Origin of the sequence: Nonomuraea rhodomycinica, from assembly GCF_013363995.1 — a bacterium.
Lineage (GTDB): Bacteria > Actinomycetota > Actinomycetes > Streptosporangiales > Streptosporangiaceae > Nonomuraea > Nonomuraea rhodomycinica.
Map to the genome: position 1 here is coordinate 875,541 of NZ_JABWGO010000001.1, position 18,422 is coordinate 893,962.

17 protein-coding genes are annotated in these 18,422 nt (G+C 73.3%); 10 read left to right on the forward strand and 7 right to left on the reverse strand.

Annotated elements, in window-relative coordinates; translation table 11 throughout:
• Nucleotides 1-11: 11 nt before the first annotated feature.
• On the reverse strand, nt 12-599 hold the full coding sequence (locus tag HT134_RS04125) for a hypothetical protein (RefSeq protein ID WP_175598880.1): 588 nt from the start codon (nt 597-599) through the stop codon (nt 12-14).
• Nucleotides 600-752: 153 nt separating this feature from the next.
• Here HT134_RS04125 and HT134_RS04130 point away from each other — a divergent pair, with 153 nt between their 5' ends.
• Entirely contained in the window at nt 753-1,724 is a 972-nt protein-coding gene (locus HT134_RS04130; RefSeq protein WP_175598881.1) for a helix-turn-helix transcriptional regulator, read from the forward strand.
• A gap of 30 nt (nt 1,725-1,754) precedes the next feature.
• On the opposite strand, the gene HT134_RS04135 is transcribed toward HT134_RS04130, so the two are convergent.
• Nucleotides 1,755-2,222, reverse strand: coding sequence for an ATP-binding protein (locus tag HT134_RS04135; protein ID WP_312887958.1), 468 nt, complete (start codon nt 2,220-2,222; stop codon nt 1,755-1,757).
• A gap of 158 nt (nt 2,223-2,380) precedes the next feature.
• Here HT134_RS04135 and HT134_RS04140 point away from each other — a divergent pair, with 158 nt between their 5' ends.
• The 4 genes from HT134_RS04140 (at nt 2,381) to HT134_RS04155 (ending at nt 6,503) form a co-directional block, all read left to right on the forward strand.
• A complete protein-coding gene (locus tag HT134_RS04140; RefSeq protein WP_175598882.1) occupies nt 2,381-2,848 on the forward strand; it encodes an adenylyltransferase/cytidyltransferase family protein in 468 nt (155 codons plus the stop codon).
• A gap of 213 nt (nt 2,849-3,061) precedes the next feature.
• On the forward strand, nt 3,062-5,059 hold the full coding sequence (locus tag HT134_RS04145; RefSeq protein ID WP_175598883.1) for a TRAP transporter permease: 1,998 nt from the start codon (nt 3,062-3,064) through the stop codon (nt 5,057-5,059).
• Nucleotides 5,056-6,009, forward strand: coding sequence for a TAXI family TRAP transporter solute-binding subunit (locus HT134_RS04150; RefSeq protein WP_175598884.1), 954 nt, complete (start codon nt 5,056-5,058; stop codon nt 6,007-6,009). The genes HT134_RS04145 and HT134_RS04150 overlap by 4 nt, the downstream gene beginning before the upstream one ends.
• Nucleotides 6,010-6,041: 32 nt before the next feature.
• Nucleotides 6,042-6,503, forward strand: a complete 462-nt coding sequence (locus HT134_RS04155; protein WP_175598885.1) for a DUF1850 domain-containing protein — start codon at nt 6,042-6,044, stop codon at nt 6,501-6,503.
• Here the strand turns inward: HT134_RS04155 and HT134_RS04160 are convergent.
• Complete coding sequence (locus HT134_RS04160; RefSeq protein WP_312887959.1) at nt 6,481-7,455, reverse strand: magnesium transporter CorA family protein; 975 nt, start codon at nt 7,453-7,455, stop codon at nt 6,481-6,483. The genes HT134_RS04155 and HT134_RS04160 overlap by 23 nt on opposite strands.
• On the reverse strand, nt 7,456-8,169 hold the full coding sequence (locus HT134_RS04165; RefSeq protein ID WP_175598886.1) for a DUF72 domain-containing protein: 714 nt from the start codon (nt 8,167-8,169) through the stop codon (nt 7,456-7,458).
• A gap of 200 nt (nt 8,170-8,369) precedes the next feature.
• Between HT134_RS04165 and HT134_RS04170 the strand changes: the two genes are divergently transcribed.
• The gene (locus HT134_RS04170) at nt 8,370-9,626 is read left to right on the forward strand and encodes a YibE/F family protein (protein ID WP_312887960.1); all 1,257 of its coding nucleotides are present in this window, start codon (nt 8,370-8,372) and stop codon (nt 9,624-9,626) included.
• On the opposite strand, the gene HT134_RS04175 is transcribed toward HT134_RS04170, so the two are convergent.
• The gene (locus tag HT134_RS04175) at nt 9,572-10,429 is read right to left on the reverse strand and encodes an NAD(+)/NADH kinase (RefSeq protein WP_175598888.1); all 858 of its coding nucleotides are present in this window, start codon (nt 10,427-10,429) and stop codon (nt 9,572-9,574) included. The genes HT134_RS04170 and HT134_RS04175 overlap by 55 nt on opposite strands.
• Before the next feature lie 280 nt (nt 10,430-10,709).
• On the opposite strand from HT134_RS04175, the gene HT134_RS04180 reads away from it, so the two are divergent.
• The 4 genes from HT134_RS04180 (at nt 10,710) to HT134_RS04195 (ending at nt 15,533) form a co-directional block, all read left to right on the forward strand.
• Nucleotides 10,710-12,335 (forward strand): ABC-F family ATP-binding cassette domain-containing protein, encoded by a 1,626-nt coding sequence (locus HT134_RS04180; RefSeq protein WP_175598889.1) that lies wholly within the window; start codon nt 10,710-10,712, stop codon nt 12,333-12,335.
• Nucleotides 12,336-12,452: 117 nt separating this feature from the next.
• The gene (locus HT134_RS04185; RefSeq protein WP_175598890.1) at nt 12,453-13,850 is read left to right on the forward strand and encodes an MFS transporter; all 1,398 of its coding nucleotides are present in this window, start codon (nt 12,453-12,455) and stop codon (nt 13,848-13,850) included.
• Between the two features lie 462 nt (nt 13,851-14,312).
• Nucleotides 14,313-14,585 (forward strand): hypothetical protein, encoded by a 273-nt coding sequence (locus HT134_RS04190; RefSeq protein WP_175598891.1) that lies wholly within the window; start codon nt 14,313-14,315, stop codon nt 14,583-14,585.
• Nucleotides 14,586-14,765: 180 nt separating this feature from the next.
• Complete coding sequence (locus tag HT134_RS04195; RefSeq protein ID WP_175598892.1) at nt 14,766-15,533, forward strand: sulfite exporter TauE/SafE family protein; 768 nt, start codon at nt 14,766-14,768, stop codon at nt 15,531-15,533.
• A 106-nt stretch (nt 15,534-15,639) separates the two neighbouring features.
• On the opposite strand, the gene HT134_RS04200 is transcribed toward HT134_RS04195, so the two are convergent.
• The gene (locus HT134_RS04200; RefSeq protein ID WP_175598893.1) at nt 15,640-17,586 is read right to left on the reverse strand and encodes a S8 family peptidase; all 1,947 of its coding nucleotides are present in this window, start codon (nt 17,584-17,586) and stop codon (nt 15,640-15,642) included.
• A gap of 357 nt (nt 17,587-17,943) precedes the next feature.
• Complete coding sequence (locus HT134_RS04205) at nt 17,944-18,420, reverse strand: hypothetical protein (RefSeq protein ID WP_175598894.1); 477 nt, start codon at nt 18,418-18,420, stop codon at nt 17,944-17,946.
• Between the last annotated feature and the right edge of the window lie 2 nt (nt 18,421-18,422).

Sequence of the window (18,422 nt, forward strand, 5' to 3'; positions counted from 1 at the left end):
GGGGCGGCGCGTCAGCCCACGCCGAAGGCCGCCAGCGTGGCCCAGGTACTGGCGACGCCCACCAGGGCGCCCGCCGCCACCTGGGCCGCCGTGTGGTGGGCCAGCCGTACCCGGGCCCAGCACACCAGCGCCACGACGGCGCCGCCGGCGAGCACGGTCGGCACGGGCGGCAGGACGTGCGCCAGGACCACCACCGTGCCCGCCGACACGGCGGCGTGGAAGGAGATCTTCCATCGCAGCGTCACGGGCACGGTCACGGCCAGCGCGACGAGCATGGCCGTGACGGTCGCCACCAGCAGCGTGGGCGCGCCGAGGGCCACGAGCAGCACGAGCGCGACCAGCACGGCCCCCACCGCCGACAGCAGCGGGCCGGTGCGGCGGGCCCGGTCGACGATGTGGTGGGAGTCCAGCCGCCCCGACCGCACACCGAGCGCGATCACCGCGGCGGGCACGCCGCCGCACAGCGCGGAGGCCAGCAGGCCCCAGGCGGCGCCCGCCCAGCCCTCGGCCAGCAGCCCCACGAGCGGCGGCATGGCGATGACCAGCACCTGCGGTGCCAGCACGTCCGTCACCCTGCGCGCCACCTGGTCGGCCATCATGGCAGCACACATTACGCGATCATGGCGGCCGTTCCACGCCCCGGCCACGTGCCTGTCGCGGGCGCGTCCGCGCGTCTCGCCTGTGCCAGGTGGTGCGCGGGCATCGGCAGCGTGGCTGAGCGAAAGGCCGGGCCTTGTGGGATATAAAGAACCGTGGCCGAGATCACCCTGAACGTCCGCCAGTTGCAGGCGTTCGCCGAGGTCGGCTACGAGGTCGCCGGAGGGGGCGGCGCGCACGGCGCGATGGCGGCCCTGCGCCGGGTGGTGCCGCTCGACGCCTACGAGTTCGTCGCGTTCGACCCCGCGACCGGCCGGCATCACAGCGTGGTCTCCGACGGCCATCACCGCATCGACGGTGACGCCGCCGAGGAGTACACCGGGCTCGACGCCTACCGGCGGGCGATGGCCACCCGCTGCCCCGTGAGCATGCCCGAGCCCGGCACCGAGCGTTACTTCCGCCGCCACCTCGCCCCCTACGGCTGGACGGCCGGGCTGACGGCCCCCCTGTTCCTGGCCGAGGGCCGGTACACGGGCCTGCTGCACCTGGCCTCGCGCGACGCCTTCCCGGAGCTGGCCGAGCCGCTGATCACGGCCGTCGCGCCGATGCTGGCGCACGTCACCGACCTGACCCGGTGCGTCATCGACCCGGTGGGGCTGCCGGCCGGGTTCAACGCGGTGACCTTCGACCGGCAGGGCACCCGCCGGGACGTGCCGGGGTTCGCGGCGTCGGCGGCGCTGACCGGGGAGCCGGGGCTGGCGGCGCTGGCCCGGGCGTTCATCGACGCCAGGGAGCTGAGCCGGCACGGGCTGTGGCTCGGGCGCGACGGCCGCTGGCACGAGCTGCGGCTGCTGCGCGCCGGGGTGGGCTTCCAGGGGACGATCCAGGGCGCGGTGGTCGCCGAGCGGCCGTGTGCTCTGCCGTACGAGCTGACGGGCCGCGAGGTGGACGTGCTCACCCGCGTCGCGGCCGGCGACTCCAACCCGCAGATCGCCGCCGCGCTGGTGCTCAGCGTGCGCACGGTCACCACGCACCTGGAGCACATCTTCACCAAGCTGGGCTGCGACAGCCGCACCCGGCTCACCACCAAGGCCCTGGCCGAGGGCCTGTGCCGCCTCGACCTCTGACGGCGCGGGGATCCGCCCGACGGCCGGGCGTCATCCGGCGGCGGGGGCGAGTTCGAACCAGACCGTCGTGGCCCCGCCGGCGCGGCTGAGGCCCCAGCGGTGGCTGAGCGCCTCCAGCAGCGGCAGTCCGCGCCCGTGCGTGGCGTGCCCGCCGTCCGGGTCGCGCCGGTCCCCCGTCGTACGGCAGGCGCAGGGCGGCTCGTCGGAGCCCGCGTCCGCCACCCAGACCCGCACCGCCGCCCCCGAGGCGCGCACCGCCACCGTGAACCAGCCGCCCGCCCCGGAGCGGGAGTGCAGGATGGCGTTCGTGGCCAGCTCGGTGGTCAGCAGCGCGCAGTCGTCGTAGAGCGGGTGGTCGCGGCCCAGGACCGCCGCGACGAGCCGCCTGGCCCTCGGCACCTGCGACGGGACTCCCGGGAAGCGCAGCATCAGGTCCCGGGTGGCGCAGGTGCGGGGCTCCCTCCCCTGGTCGGTGTCGTGCGAGTGCGGCGGTGTCACGGCGGCCTCCCCCAGTACGGCGACGTCATAAGACGCACGACACCGAGGTGGGAGATACCGCCAAAAGGTAGGAACGCCCTTTCCCATGGTCACCCGCACGGCCCCTCCGCATGACCGAGTAGTCTGCGATCGACGCATCGACGAGGAGGAGTCCCCACGTGAGCAGCCTGGAGGCCGTCTGGGTGCAGCCGTACGCGCGACCCGGTGCGGCGGTCGTCACCGGCGTGTTCGACATCCTGCACGTGGGCCACGTGCGCTACCTGGGAGCGGTCGCCGCGCGAGGGCTGCCCCTGGTCGTGGGGGTGGAGGACGACCCGCGGGTGCGCGCCTGGAAGGGGCCGAGCCGGCCGCTCAACCCGGCCGCCGAGCGGGCCGAGGTGATGGCCGCGCTGCGGTTCGTGGAGGGCGTGTTCATCGTGACGGGCGCGCCGGACGCGCACGGCCCGGAGGACTACATCGACCTGCTCGCCCCCATGCGGCCCGGCGCGCTCGCGCACACCGCGGGCGACCCGCACGCCGGTGGCCGGCGCGCCGCCGCCGCGCTGCTGGGCGCCGAGTGCTGGGAGCTGGAGGCGATCCCCGACCGCTCGACCACCCGCATCGTGAACGCGGCGGGCAAGGGCTGAGCCGGCGTCCCGCGGGGAGCCGCCCGTTTCCCGGGCGAGGCGGACGCTTTTCCGGTCGGCCGCCATCGCCATTTTCGGACGGTAATGCGCAGTTATCTGCGGCCCTTTTCCGGAAGCCCCATGATCTTTCTTGTCAAGGAAGGGTAACGAACTCTTCCCTCGGCCGGTAAAGGCCACATACATTCCCCGCAACGCCGTTGCGGGGAGGGCCTTGTGACCGAGCTGAGCGATCGCGCGCCGGAGCTGGCGGCGGCGCACGAGCAGGAACGCCCCGCCCGGGTGCTCACCGGCCGCCTCTGGCTGGGCGTGCGGATCGTGGGCGGCCTGCTGTCCGTCTACTCGCTGGTCGTCGTGTTCCGGCCGGTGGAGGCGCTGGAGCAGCGGATGACGTTCCTGGCGGTGGCGCTGCCGCTGGTGTTCCTGTGCTACCGGTCGGGCTGGTCGTCGCCGGTACGGCGGGCGCGGGGACGCCCGCGTCAGGAGGACGACTCCGGCCCGGCGGCCGCGGGAGCGCAGGCCGGCGGGCGCGGCGAGCGCCCCGGAGTGGCCGACTGGCTGCTCGCCGCGGCGTCCCTCGCCGTGCTGCTCTACCCGCTGCTGGACATCGACGCCTTCCGCGACCGCGGCTCCGGGTCGGCGCTGACGCCGCTCGACCTGGTGGCGGGCGTGGCGCTGACCGTGCTGCTCCTGGAGGCCGTACGGCGCACGGTGGGCTGGGCGCTCACCATCATCTGCATAGTTTTCTTAATTTATGCCTATTTCGGGGCGTATTTGCCTATCACCTGGCCGATCGGGCATCGCGGATTCGACCTCTCGCAGATCGTGTCACAGCTCTACACCGGCACCGAGGGATTCTTCGGCGTCCCCCTCCAGGTGGCCGCGAGCTACATCATCCTGTTCACCGTCTACGGCGCGGTCCTCGACTTCTCCGGCGCCAGCAGGTTCTTCATCGACCTCAGCTTCGCCGCGTTCCGCCGCTCCCGCTCGGCCCCCGGCCGGACGGTCACCCTGGCCGGGTTCCTGCTCGGCACCGTGTCCGGCTCCGGCGTGGCGACCACGGTCAGCCTGGGCAGCGTCGCCTGGCCGGTGCTCAGGCGCGCCGGCTACCCGAGGGAGCCGGCCGGCGGCATCCTGGCGGCGGGCGGCATCGGCGCCATCCTGTCGCCGCCGACGCTGGGCGCGGCGGCGTTCATCATCGCCGAGCTGCTCCAGGTCAGCTACCTGCAGGTACTGCTCTACGCGACGATCCCGACGCTGCTGTACTACCTGGGCATCTTCCTGGCCATCGAGGTCGACTCGCGCCGCTTCGGCACGCGCGCCGTCGAGGTGGACGCGCCGGGCGCGGGCCGGCTGCTGCTGCGCTTCGGCTACCACTTCAGCTCGCTGATCCTCATCATCGTGCTGATGGCGCTGGACCGCTCGGCCTTCCAGTCCGTCGTCATCGCCACCGCGATCGCCTTCGCGCTGTCGTTCCTCGACCCGGCGCACCGCATGGGGCCGCGCCGGGTCGGCGAGGCGCTGGCCAAGGGCACGCTGGAGGTGCTGCCGGTGACCGCGGTGTGCGCGGCGGCGGGCATCATCGTCGGCGTCATCACCCAGACCGGCCTGGGCCTGAACCTCAGCTCGATCATCGTGGACGTCGCCGCGGGCAACCTGATCCTGACGACCCTGCTCGCGGGCGTGGCCGTGATGCTGCTGGGGCTGGCCGTGCCGGTGACCGCGAGCTTCATCATCGCCGCGGTCATCATCCGGCCGGCGCTCACGCAGCTGGGCGTCTCGCCGGCCGAGGCGTACATGTTCGTGTTCTACTACGCGGTGCTGTCGGAGGTGAGCCCGCCGACCGCGCTGTCGGCCGTCGCCGCGGCGGCCATCACGGGCGGCAACACCTACCGGACCATGATGATGACCTGGCGTTACACGCTGCCCGCGTTCCTCGTGCCGTTCGCGTTCGTGCTCACCCCCAACGGCCAGGCGCTGCTCGGGCAGGGCCCGATCGGCACCGTGCTGCTCATGGCGGCGGTCTCGGCCGTGGCCGTCGCGGCGCTGGCCATGGCGACCGGCGGGCTGCCCGGCATCCCCGAGCGGCTGCTCGCGGCGGTCGCGGCCGTGCTGCTGCTCTTCCTCGAACCCGTCCCCATCGCCGCCGGCCTCGCCGTGCTGGCCGTCGCGGCGGCCGTCCACCTCATCAGGCAAAGGAGACACCGAACGTGAAGCGGATCATCGCGGTGCTCGCCTCCGTCGTCCTGGCCGCCGCGGCGGCCGGCTGCGGCGGCGGGGCGGGCGGCGGGCGGGGCAACCGGCTGTCGATCGCCACCGGGGGCACGACCGGCGTCTACTACGTGTACGGCGGCGGCCTGGCCAAGCAGCTCAGCACCGGCATCGCCGACACCCAGGCGACGGCCTCGGTCACCTCCGCCTCGGTCGAGAACATCAAGCTGCTCGCCACCGGCAAGGCCGACATCGGCTTCTCCCAGTCCGACACAGCCGCCGACGCGGTCAACGGCACGGGCACGTTCACCGCGAAGCAGCCGGTCAAGGCCATCGCCCGCATCTACGACAACTACGCGCACGTCGTCGTCGCCCCCGGCGTCAAGGCGGAGAAGGTGGCCGACCTCAAGGGCAGGCGCGTCTCCCTCGGGCCGCCGAACTCCGGCACCCAGGTCGTGGCCCGGCGCATGCTGGAGGCCGTCGGCCTCGCCCCCGACACCGACGTCAGCAAGCAGCAACTGTCGATCAACGAGTCGGTGCAGGCCGTCAAGGACGGCACCATCGACGCGTTCTTCTGGGTCGGCGGCCTGCCCACGGCGGGCATCGTGGACCTCGCCACGAGCCGCCCGGAGATGCGCATGCTCGACACCTCGGACGCGCTGGCCGCCATGCGGGCCAAGTACGGCCAGGAGTACGTCGGCCTCGACGTCGACCTGTCGGTCTACAAGCTGAAGGGCACGATCAAGACGGTCGGCGTGGCCAACGTGCTGCTCGTGCCCGACTCGATGAACGAACAGCTCGCCTACGACGTCACCCGCGTGCTGTACGAGCGCAAGGCGCAGCTCGCGGCCGTCCACCCGGAGGCCAACAAGCTGGACCCCCGGCTCGGGCAGCAGACCGCCCCGGTGCAGCTCCACCCGGGCGCGGCCCGCTACTACAAGGAGAAGGGCTGACCCGCGGCCGGCCGGTCCTGGCCGGGGCGCTCGTGCTCACGCTCGCGCTCGCCCCGGCCGCCGGGGCAGGGCGGCCGGCGGTGGCCGGGCTCGTGCTGCCGCCGTCCGGGGTCTTCGCCCTCGCGTACGTCCATTCGGTCTACCGGGCGCCGTCGGCGGAGGTGTTCACGGCGCGCGGCGGCCGGTTCACCATGTGGGCCGTCGTCTCCACCAGCGACGGCGTCCTCGACTACTACGCCCTGGACGGGACGCGCTCCCGCACCCCGGACGGCGGCCGGCTGCTGCGCCTGGCCGTGCCCGTGACGTACGGCGAGCTGCCGCTCATCGCCACCCCGATCGGACGCAGGACGCTCGTCGCGGGCGGGCGCTGCCTGCCGCTCTACCCGGCCTCGGGCGCCCGCCGGATCACGCTGACGGTACGGCCCGCCCTGGACGACCGGGGCGGGCCGTGCCCGCCCCCCTTCCGCGCCGTCACAGCCAGTCTCGCTTCTTGAACGCGGCGTACAGCCCCACGGAGATCCCGGCGATCAGCACGGCCGACAGCCAGAACCCCCAGCCGCGCGCGTAGCCCGGGTAGGGGACGTTCATCCCGTAGAAGCCGGTGATGAGCGTGGGCACGGCGATGATGGCGGCCCAGCCGGTGAGCCGCTTCATGATCTCGTTGAGGCGCATGCCCTGCTGGGCCAGCCGGGTCTCGCGCAGGTTCGCGAGCTGGTCGCGGATGGACTCCAGCCACTCGTCGACGCGGATGACGTGGTCGTAGACGTCCTCGTAGTAGGGGGCCATCGGGGTGCCGGCGACCAGGCCCTGGTTGCGGCGCAGCAGGGTGCCGAGCACCTCGCGCATGGGCATGGCGACCTTGCGGAAGCGGGCGATCTCGCGGCGCAGCTCGTAGATCGTGCGCTGGAGGGCGCGGCCGTCGACCGGCCTGTCCTCGTCGAAGATCTGCTCCTCCAGGTCGTCGACGCGCCCGTCGACGTCGTCGACGTAGTCGAGGTGGCCGTCCACCACGTAGTCGAGCAGCCCGTGCAGCAGGAACGAGACGCCGTTGACGCCGAGCCGCTCGTCGGTGGCGTCCCAGCGCCTCATCACCTGGCGGATGTCGAAGCGCTCGTCCTCGCGGATCGTGACCAGGGCGTTGGCCGTGACGAAGAGGTCCACCTCGACCGGGGCGAGCCGCCCGTCGTCGACGTGGACGCCGTAGACGGTGATGAACAGGTGCCGGTCGTAGAGGTCCACCTTGGGGCGCTGGTGGCCGGAGACGACGTCCTCGACGGCCAGCTCGTGCAGGCTCAGCTCCTCCTCCAGCACGCGCAGGTCCCGCTGCGTCGGGCGGCACAGGTCGAACCAGACCGTGTTGTCCGGGTCTTGGACGTACTCGGAGACGTCCTCGACGGGGAAGCCTTCCTTTTCGAGGACTCCGTTGCGGTACAGGCGTGTGTGCACCTAAAGCAGTCTCCCAAAGCGGAGGGCGTCGCGCACCGCCGCGCCCCCTGGATCGTTGTTGAAGTAGACGTAGGCGTCCTGCCAGCCCGCGTCCCGGACGCGGCCCGCCCAGGTGCGCAGCGACGTGTCGCCGTACGAGGGCCTGGGCGTGGCGCGTCCCTCGTGCAGCCGCACGTACCCCCAGGAGGTGGTGCGCCAGAACGGCGCCACCGGCCGGCCGAGGCGGTCGGCCCAGCACAGGGCGGCGCCCCGCGCCTCCAGCACGGCGCGGACCTCGTCGGTCCACCACGACGGGTGACGGCACTCGACGGCGACGCGCACGCCGCCGGGGAAGGCGGCCAGGCAGCGGTCGAGGCGTTCGGGGTCGGCCCTGAACGTCGGCGGGAGCTGGACGAGCACCGGGCCGAGCTTCTCCTTCAGCCGGGAGGCGGCGTTCATGAGCCGCTGCACCGGCTCCTCGGGTTCGGCGAGCCGCTTGATGTGGGTGAGGTACCTGCTCGCCTTGACCGCCATGACGAACCCGTCGGGGGTGCGGTCGCGCCAGCCAGCGAACGACTCGGGTGAGGGCAGGCGGTAGAAGGCGTTGTTGCTCTCGACGGTGGGGAACGTCCCGGCGTAGGTCTCCAGCCAGAGCCGCTGCGGCACGCCCTCGGGGTACAGGACGCCGCGCCAGTCCTTGTACTGCCACCCCGAGGTGCCCACCCAGGTCGTCATGGGGTCCGCCTACCCGCGAAGGCGGCGAGTACCCGGCCCGCGGTGCGTTACTGTCACTGATCGCGACAGTGGGGAGGGGTGCGATGGGCGCCGGTCACGGCCACGGGCACGTGCACGGGCATGGACACGGGCATGCACAGGGACCGGGGCACGGGCAGGGGCGCCGGCGCAGGGGGGCCGGCGCCCCGCGGCGGGCGGTGGTGGCGACGCTGGCCGTGCTGGTGCCGCTGGCGGTGGCGACGGTCGTCCTGCTGGTGTGGCTGTGGCCGTCCGGGCGGACCGAGGTGCCGGCCGGGGCGGGCCTCGACCAGCTCGACGGCACGGTCGTGGCCGTCCACCCGGGGCCGTGCGGTGAGGTGCCCGAGGGCGCGGCGGCGCCGGACCCGGCGACCTGCGGGCACGCGACCGTGCGCGTGGAGGAGGGGCCGGACGTGGGGCGGGACGTGCGGCTGGCCCTGCCCAGGGGGCCGGGGGCGCAGCGCTTCACCGCGGGCGACGCGGTGGTGCTCATCCGCGTCGGCGGCGCGGAGGAGGGGGACGGGTCCGCCGCGGACCAGGCGGCCGGGGGCGAGACGGCCGAAGAGGAGACGGCCGGGGACGAGACCGCCGGGGACGAGGCCGCGTACCAGCTCTCGGACCATGACAGGACGAGTGCCCTGTGGCTGTCGGCCGTGGCGTTCGCGCTGGCGGTGATCGCGTTCGGGCGCTGGCGCGGCGTCACCGCCCTGGCCGGGCTCGCGATCACGTTCGTGCTGCTGCTGGCGTTCGTGATCCCGGGCATCCTGGAGGGCGAGCCGCCCATGCTGGTGGCCATCGTGGGCGCGGCGGCGATCATGCTGACCGTGCTGTTCCTGACGCACGGGTTCACCCTGACCACGTCCATGGCCGTCCTCGGCACGCTGGCCAGCCTCACGGTGACGGGCCTGCTCGCGTACGGGGCGATCACGTTCGCCGAGCTGACCGGGGTCACCGACGACAGCTCGTTCATGCTGGGCTTCAGCACCAGGATCGACACGCAGGGGCTGCTGCTGGCCAGCGTCATCATCGGCGCGCTCGGCGTCCTGGACGACGTGACCGTCACCCAGGCGGTCACGGTCACCGAGCTGGCCGCCGCCAACCCGTCGTACGGCTGGCGGCGGCTCTACCGGGCCGGCAGCCGGGTCGGGCGCGCGCACATCGCCTCGGTCATCAACACGATCATCCTGGCGTACGCGGGGGCGTCGCTGCCGCTGCTGCTGCTGTTCAGCGTGGGCGCCCAACCACTGGAGGAGGTGCTGACGACGCCGGTCATCGCCCAGGAGATCATCCGCAGCGTCGTGGGCACGCTGGGACTCATCTCGGCCGTGCCGATCACCACGGCCCTGGCCGCGCTGGTGGCCACCCGCCGCGACGACCCCGGGGGTCAGCCGGCGGCCGTGCTGCCCTCGACGCCCAGCTTGCGCCGCGCCCGCTCGTAGAACGTGCTGCCCATCCGCACCACGTTGGCCGCGCCCGGCACCGCGACGATCGACACCTGGTCGCCCGGGCACAGGTGGGCGTGCACCGCGCCGTCCACCTCGACGGCCACCCGGCCGCTGGACGGCAGCACCTCCAGCGTGACCTCCTCGTCGGCGGGCAGCACCAGGGCGCGGTTGAACACCGAGTGGGCCGCCGCCGGCACCACCAGCACCGCCTCGACGCGCGGCGAGACGATCGGCCCGCCCGCGGAGAAGCTGTAGGCGGTGGAACCCGTCGAGGTGGCCACGATCACCGCGTCGGCGGCGTAGCGCACGAACGGGTCGCCGGCCGGGGTGACGCTGATGGCCGCCAGGCCCTCGCCGGGGATGCGGGCCAGCGCGATGTCGTTGAACGCGGTGACCTCCTCCTCCCCCAGCTTGGCCCGCACGGCCATGCGCGGCTCGACGGCGTAGGCGTGGGAGTCGATGGCCGACAGCGTGGCGGGCAGGTCGCGCACGTCGATCTCGGCGAGGAAGCCGAGCCGCCCCAGGTTGACGCCCAGCACCGGCGTGCGGCGCCCGGCGATGAGCCGCATGGTGCGCAGCATCGTGCCGTCACCGCCCAGGCTCACGAGCAGGTCGGACCGCTCGACGAGGGCGTCGGCGTCCACGGCCACCGCGCTGCAGTCGATCCGGCCCACCTCCTCGGGCAGGCCGAGCACCGTGACGTGGCGCCCGTCGGCCCAGCGGAGGATGTCCTTGATGGCCTCCTCCGAGTCGCGTCGCGGGTGCAGCACCAGCCCGACCGTTCCGACCATTCCCATGGCCCCACCCTAGCCGCGCCGGTTTCCCGGCCGCGGGGCGCGGGCCGGGATGCTAAAGTAGGAGACCCTTTCGTGATCGGGTGGCCGGAGACCGCGGCCCCCGCAGGCAACAGGAGACCAGACATGGCAGGTGACGACGACATCTCCGGGTGATACCGGAGACCGGCCGGCCCCGGCAGGCGCAGTTGACGCCGCCGACGTGGCCCCCGTCGTCGTTCCCTGATCCTTTTCCCTTGCCGGGCGGCTGCCGCGCGCCCGGGTCACGTACGAGGTCTCCCACATGTCCGACGCGTTCATCGTCTGCTCCCGCCTGTCCTTCTCCTGGCCGGACGACACCCCCCTGTTCACCGACCTGTCCTTCACCGTGGGCGGCGGCCGTACGGGCCTGGTCGCCCCCAACGGCGCCGGCAAGAGCACGCTGCTCAAGCTGATCGCCGGCGAGTACCGGCCCCGCGCCGGGAGCGTGTCCGTCGGCGGCGTGCTCGGCTACCTGCCGCAGAGCCTGCCGCTGGCCGGCGACCTGACCGTGGCCGAGGTCCTCGGCATCGCGCCGCTGATCGCCGCGCTCGACGCCATCGAGTCGGGCGACACCCGCGAGGAGCACTTCACCACGATCGGCAACGACTGGGACATCGAGGAGCGCACCCGTGCCCAGCTCGACCGGCTCGGGCTCGGCGACCTCGCGTTCGGCCGCGCCCTGCGCACGCTGAGCGGCGGCCAGATCGTCTCGCTCGGCCTGGCCGCGCAGCTCCTCAGGCGGCCCGACGTGCTGCTGCTCGACGAGCCGACCAACAACCTCGACCTCGCCGCGCGCCGCCGCCTGTACGACGTGCTCGGCGACTGGAACGGCTGCCTGCTCGTGGTCAGCCACGACCGGGCGCTGCTCGACCGGGTGGACCGCGTCGCCGAACTGCACCGGGGCGAGGTCCGCTTCTACGGCGGCGACTACAGCGCGTACGAGGAGGCCGTGCGCACCGAGCAGGAGGCCGTCGAACGGACCGTGCGCAGCGCCGAGCAGGAGCTCAAGCGCGAGAAGCGCGAGATGCAGCAGGCCCGGGAGCGGGCCGAGCGGCGCGCGGGCAACGCCGCCCGCAACCTGAAGTCGGCCGGCCTGCCGCGGATCTTCGCCGGGAACATGAAGCGGGGCGCGCAGGAGTCGGCCGGCCGGGCGGGGCAGATGCACGCCGCCCGCGTCGGCGACGCCAAGGCCAGGCTCGACGAGGCCGGGCGGGCGCTGCGCGACGACCAGCGGATCGCGCTGGAGCTGCCCGGCACCAACGTGCCCGCCGGGCGCACGGTCTTCCTCGGCGAACACCTGCTGGCACGTGGCCTGTTCGCCGAGCCGGGCGTCGACCTGACGGTGCGCGGGCCCGAGCGCATCGCGCTGACCGGCCCCAACGGCGCCGGCAAGTCCACCCTGCTGCGCCTGATCAGCGGCGACCTGGAGCCCGACGGCGGCAGGACCGTCCGCGCCGACGGCCGGGTCGCCTACCTGTCGCAGCGGCTCGACCTGCTCGACGCCGAGCGCACCGTGGCGGAGAACCTGGCCGCGTTCGCCCCCGCCATGCCGGACGCCGAGCGGATGAACCTGCTGGCCCGCTTCCTGTTCCGCGGCGCGCGGGCGCACCTGCCGGTGGGCGTGCTGTCGGGCGGCGAGCTCCTGCGCGCCACGCTGGCCTGTGTGCTCTTCGCCGAGCCGGCGCCGCAGCTCCTGCTGCTCGACGAGCCCACCAACAACCTCGACCTGGTCAGCGTGGGACAGCTGGAGGGCGCGCTCACCGCGTACGAGGGGGCGTTCGTGGTGGTCAGCCACGACGAGCGGTTCCTCGCCGAGATCGGGGTGGATCGGTGGCTGGAGCTGTCCGGCGGCCGGCTCCTGGAGACCGGCGCGCCTCCGGCGGAGTGACGCGGGCGGGCGCCGCGTGCTCGCTCTCGGTGCGCATCCCGTCGCGCGGGGCGCGGAAACCGCAATCCTCGGCGTGGCGGCGCTGACCCGCCCGTCTGACGGGGGAGGAATGCACGCGTGAAGCAGGAACGCCTCCCCCCGTCTCAGCCGTCCGAGCCGAGCGCCCCCGCGCCCCCCTCACCCGCCCCCGGCAGCGGCACGCCCTCACCGGACGGCCCGCCCTCGGCCGAGGGCGGGCGGGCCGACGCGCCGCGCGGCCTGCGGCATTCCCTGCGGGCCTTCCGCCACCGCGACTTCACGATCTTCTGGGGTGGCGCCCTGGTGTCCAGCACCGGGAGCTGGCTGAGCAACCTGGCCGTGCCGTACGTGCTGTACCAGATCACCGGCAGCGCCTTCTGGGTGGGGCTGGTCAGCCTGGCGCAGTTCCTGCCCAGCGTGTTCCTGTCGCCGGTGGGCGGGACCCTGGCCGACCGCCTGTCCCGCAAGCGCATCCTGCTGGTCACCCAGTCGGGCATGGCGGTCTCCGCGCTGCTGCTGTGGCTGGGGTGGACCTCCGGGCAGCGCGACCCGGCGGTCATGCTCGTGCTGGTCAGCCTCGGCGGCGTCTTCGCGGGGTTCAACATGCCGACCTGGCAGTCGTTCGTCAGCGACCTGGTGCCGCGCCGCGACCTGCACTCGGCGGTGACCCTGAACAGCCTCCAGTTCAACACCGCCCGTTCGCTCGGCCCGGCCATCGCGGGGCTGCTGCTGGCCGTGCTGGGGCCCTCGTGGACGTTCCTGCTGAACGCGGTGTCGTTCCTGTTCGTGCTCGCGGCCCTGGCGGCGATCCACCCGCGCGCGGGACGGCCCCAGCAGGCGGCGCCCGCGAGCATGACGCGCCGCTTCCTCGCCGCGCCCCGCTACATCCGGCGCCAGCCGGGGCTGGTCATGGCGCTGGTGGTCTCGGTGCTCGTCGGGGTGCTCGGCCATCCGATCTTCCAGTTCACGGTGGTGTTCGCGGGGAGCGTCTTCGCGACCGGGCCGGTCGGGCTGGGGCTGCTCAACGCGGCGCTCGGGCTGGGCGCGGTCGTGGCCGCGCCGCTCGTCTCGGGCTGGCACCACAAGCTGCGCCTCGGCCTGGTGGTGCGCTGGGGGCTGGTGCTGTACGGGCTGTCCATGATCGCCTTCGGGGCGGCGCCGGGGTACGCGTGGGGGGTGGCGGCGCTGATCGTCGTGGGTGGATCGTTCCTGGCGGTCATCTCGTCGGTGAACACCTCGATCCAGGTCATCGTGGCCGACGGGATGCGGGGACGGGTCATGGCGTGCCGGATCATGACCTACACGGCGTCGCTGCCGGTCGGCGGCCTGCTGCAGGGCGTCGTCGCCGACTGGGCCGGGCCGCGCTGGGCGGTGTGCGGGGCGGGGGCGCTGATGGCGGTGGCGGCGGTGACGCTGATGCGCCTGCGGGGGCGGGCCCGGCTGGACCGGCTCGACGACCCGCACGACGACAGCCACCTGGTGGGCACCGCGACCTGACCCGGCCGCCCGATCCGGGCCGGACGTTCCATGACCGGCCGGAAAGGATCCTTTTCGCGTACCCTCACCGAGGAGGAGGTTCGCCTTTCCCCGGCCTCGCGGACTTTTCCCCGGACGGGGACGTGAGGCGCTCGGGAAAGGCCGCGACGACGACGCCGAATGCTCCGGAACGGCCGCAAACCCGCAGGCCGGAGGAGTTTACCGGGCCCGGGACGTCCTTTTGGCCGGTCACGGAATTCCCTGAACGATCCGCCAATCCGCACATATCAGATATTTCACGACGTGCAGTGATATATCCGGAAATAAGGCTTTGCCTCTTGCCGGGAGACTGCGCCCACCGCCCCCCTTAGCCTGAGTTCAGTGCGCCGCATCCGGCGTATCCCGGGAAAAACCGAATTCGACGCTCAGCCAGATCGCCGGTCATGTCCGGAAGGCGATCCTCATCTCAGGGAGTGATCTCTGATGCTCAAGCGTCTCGTCATCACCGCCGCTCTGGCGGGTTCCACGCTCGTCGTGGGCGGCGCGGCCACCACCTCGGCCGCCAGCGCCGCCCCCAAGTGCGCGACGCCCTCGTCCCAGCACGTCACCTCGTCCACGGCCAGCAAGTGCACGTGGCGCTGGTGGCACGGCCGCAAGTGCAAGTACTGCTGGCACCACGGCGCCTGGGAGCTCCAGTGGTGCAAGGGCAACTGGGGCGGCGGCGGAGGCGGCGGCGGAGGCTGGTGGAGCCACTGACCCGCACCAGAACGGTGACCGGTGGGTGCCCCGCGGGCCACGCGCTCGCGGGGCACCCGTCGCCGCTCAGGGCGACGACCCTTCGGCCTCGGTCGAAGGGTCGTCCTCCTATGATCCGGGGATGAACTCCCACCCCGATCTCCCCATCGCCACCGACGCCGCCGTGCGGGACCGCACGGCGTGACCCTGGCGCACCTGCTCGCCGTCTTCGCGGCGGGAGTCGCCGCCGGCGGCCTCAACACCGTCGTCGGCTCCGGCACGCTGATCAGCTTCCCCGTCCTCCTCGCCGTCGGGCTCCCGCCGGTCACCGCGACGGTCTCGAACGCGCTCGGCCTGATCCCCGGCTCCGTCGGCGGCGCCATCGGCTACCGCAAGGAGCTGAGCGGTCAGGGCCGCCGGCTCGTCCGGCTGGGCGCGGGCTCCCTGGCCGGGGGCGTCACGGGGGCCTCGCTCCTGCTGGCGCTGCCGGCTACGGCGTTCGAGACCATCGTCCCGGTGCTGGTGACGCTCGCCCTCGTCCTGATCGCCCTGCAGCCCTGGATCGGCGCACGCGTGAGACGCCGCCGGGAGACGTCCGGGCGGCCGGCGCGCCCCGACGGCGGCCCGCTGCTGCTCGCGGGGCTGACGCTGGCGAGCGTCTACGGCGGCTACTTCGCCGCCGCCCAGGGCATCATCTACATGGCGCTCATGGGGGCGCTCCTGGAGGAGAGCATGCAGCGGCTCAGCGCCGTCAAGAACGTGCTGGTCGCCGTCGTGAACTCCGCCGCCGCCCTGTTCTTCCTCGTCGCCGGCGAGTTCGACTGGACGGCCGTCGGGCTCCTCGCGGCCGGTTCGGCCATCGGCGGCCGGCTGGGCGCCACGGTGGGCCGCCGGCTCAGCCCGCGGGTGCTCCGCCTCCTCATCCTGGTGGTCGGCACCGTGTCCCTCGGCCAGCTGCTGCTGCGCTGAGCGTCCAGGCCCCGGCGGTGCGGCCCGTGCTGTGAGGCGATCACCGTGGAAGCGCTGAAGGGCCGGCCCCGCGGACGCGGAGCCGGCCCTTCGAGGGGTCAGGCCCCTACCGGTTGACGTTCTGGTACAGGTACACGGCCGTCTTCTTCTGCTGCGCGGCGCCGCCCTTGGCGCGCTGCCTCTCCGCGACCGTCAGCGCCTGCTTCAGCGTCGTCGAGCCGCGCACCTTCGCCGAGGCGTTGTACACGCCGTGCGCGTAGTTCAGCCAGGAGGCCAGCAGCTCGCGGTCCAGCAGCGCCGAGGCGCTCCTGCTCTTCGTGGCCAGCACCTTGTACGCCTTCGACAGCGTGCCGGCGTCGGTCAGCTCGGGGAAGACCGTGCTGCCGTTCTGGGCGATCGACAGGTAGCACAGGAGCGTCCGGTCCGAGAGGCCGCCCTTGCCCTTCAGCATCTCCCTCGCCCAGCCCTTGGCGCTCAGGGGCTTGGTGCCGTGGCCGCGGGCGCAGGTGTCCGGCACGGGCTCCGGGTCGGGGTCGATGCTGATGACGCCGGGGTCGCTCGTGCCGGGGGTGGTGCGCGTCGGCGACGGCGTGTGGCTCGGCTGGGCCGTGTGGCTCGGCTGCGGGGTGGCCGTCACCGTGGCGGTGGGGGTCGGGGTGGCCGTCGGCGTGACCGTGGGCGTCGGCGTCGGGGTGGGCGTCGGCGTGCCCTTGGGCGGCGTGGCCGCGGCCAGGTTGACGCGCCTGGTGGTGACCGCGCCGTACGTGATCGCCTTGCCGGTGTCCTTCAGCTTGGCGAGGATCTGGGCGGCGCTCATGCCGGGGTAGGCCTGCTTCATCACCGCGAACGCGCCGGCCACGTGCGGAGCGGCCATCGAGGTGCCGCCCAGGTCGCCGTACGTGTTGCCCGGGACGGAGGAACGGATCTGCACGCCGGGCGCGAACAGGTCGAGCAGCGCGCCGCGGTTGGAGAACGTCGCGATCCCGTCCTGGTCGTCGGTGGCGCCGACGGCGACGGCGCTCGACAGGCAGGCCGGGGTGGAGACGGAGTCCTGGTAGGCGTTGTTGCCGGCGGCGACGACGGGCGCCACGCCGAGCTGCAGCAGCAGGTCGAACTGCTGCTTCATCGCGGCCTTGTTCGCGTCGGCGTCGCAGTGCGCCTTGTACCGGCCGCTGCCGAGGCTCAGGTTGACCGCCACGACGTCACGCGCGGCGGCGAGCTCGGCGACGCGCTGGAGCGCGAGCATCTGGTCGGAGGTGAAGCTGAGGAAGCAGGGAGCGTCGCGGCCCGCGGACTGCAGGCAGACGTCGTCGTCGTCGAACCGGCTGAAGACCTGGATCGGGATGATCTTCGCCTCGGGAGCGACGCCGTCGGACGGGGCGCCGGTGGTCTTCTTGCCGGCGGCGATGCCGGCCACGTGGGTGCCGTGGTAGCACTGGTTGGCCCCGGCCACCATGCACTTGGGGGTCTCGGCGTCCGCCGCGCCCGCGCCGGTCTGCGTCTGCCCGCCGTTCGGGCAGAGCGAGGTGGCGCCGTATTCGGGGTCGATGGAGGAGAAGCACGCCTCCTCCACGATGCGTCCCGCGAAGAACGGGTGGTCGCGGTCGATGCCCGTGTCCAGGATCGCGATCTCGGCGCCCTTGCCGGTCCATCCGGCCTCGTGGGCCTTGTCGGCGCCGATCACCTTGGTGCTGACGTCGAGGGAGGCGGCGGACAGCTCGTCCTTGTAGATCGCCTCTACGCGGGCGTCGGCCTTGAGGGAGTCGAGGGTCTTGCCGTCGAGCTCGACGACGAAGAAGCCCTTCGGCGCCCGCTCGACGACGTCGATGCCCTTGGACGCCTTCTCGGCCTTGTCGGCCACGAGCGCGACGCTCTGGCCGGGCTTGAGCTCGACGATCGAGCGTACCTCGTGCTTGTCCGCGAGCTCCGCGACGAGCGCGGGGCTGACGTCGGGGTCGGCGGCGGTGGCCGCTTGGGCCGCCGGGGCCGCGACGAGCGCGGCCGAGGTCGCGGCCAGCGCCATGGCGCCGGCCAGCAGAGACCGTAGTCTCACGGTTCCTCCGAGGGGGTCGACCGTCCGGTTCCGGACGGGCCTGAGGGACGTGGGACGCCAACGGACGGCGCGGCCCGCCTGCGCCGGGAACGGCGGTGAGCTGTGAACAAGCCCCCGAACACGCTCAACCGCACGGCACAGGACAGCCGGAAGAATCCCCCATGTGATCTTTACGTACGAGGCAGGAGTGTACGCATGAGACTCATTTCGGCCCTATAGCTGAAACTGGTCTGTTATGGGGATATGTAGCGTTCCACATCGCGCGCCGACCCCAGCTCCCGGCCCGCGACCGGCTTCCCCCGGCCCTGTGCCGGGTCAAGGACCGCCCGCCCGACCGCCCGCCCCGGGCACGCGGGGTCAGTCGCGGTGGGCGCCGCGGGGCCAGACGACGTGGACCGGGATCCCGCGGTGGCGGGCCTCGGCGACCACGTCGGCCGTGCCGCCCACGCCCCGCGCGGGCAGCCCGTCCCAGACCGCGAGCAGCTCGTCGGCGCCGTCCAGCATGCGGCGCCCGGCGGCCAGGTGCGACTCCGAGGTCGACTCCACGAAGGGCAGCCGGTGCACCCGGGCGGCGTGCCCGTACAGCTCGTCGTAGGCCCGGTGCGCGCCCTCGGGCAGCGCCTCGCGGTAGTGCTCGGCGGGCACGACGGCCTCCAGCGACCCGCCGAGGTCCAGGACCGCGCGGGCGAAGATCTGGTCGGCCCCGTCGGCCAGGCATGACAGCCCGACGAGCGGCGGGCCCTCCCCCGCGAGCGCTTCCCTGATCGCGCCGTCGACCAGCTCGGCCGTCTGCGGCGGGAGTCCGCGGTGGCCGGTGAACGCGATGCGGGACATGG

What these genes read in the sequence shown, in the direction of transcription:
- HT134_RS04125 (WP_175598880.1), bottom strand. Translation starts at nt 599, where the DNA reads ATGATGGCCGACCAGGTGGCGCGCAGGGTGACGGACGTGCTGGCACCG.
- HT134_RS04165 (WP_175598886.1), bottom strand. Translation starts at nt 8,169, where the DNA reads ATGACGACCTGGGTGGGCACCTCGGGGTGGCAGTACAAGGACTGGCGC.
- HT134_RS04175 (WP_175598888.1), bottom strand. Translation starts at nt 10,429, where the DNA reads ATGGGAATGGTCGGAACGGTCGGGCTGGTGCTGCACCCGCGACGCGAC.
- HT134_RS04180 (WP_175598889.1), top strand. Translation starts at nt 10,710, where the DNA reads ATGTCCGACGCGTTCATCGTCTGCTCCCGCCTGTCCTTCTCCTGGCCG.
- HT134_RS04190 (WP_175598891.1), top strand. Translation starts at nt 14,313, where the DNA reads ATGCTCAAGCGTCTCGTCATCACCGCCGCTCTGGCGGGTTCCACGCTC.
- HT134_RS04205 (WP_175598894.1), bottom strand. Translation starts at nt 18,420, where the DNA reads ATGTCCCGCATCGCGTTCACCGGCCACCGCGGACTCCCGCCGCAGACG.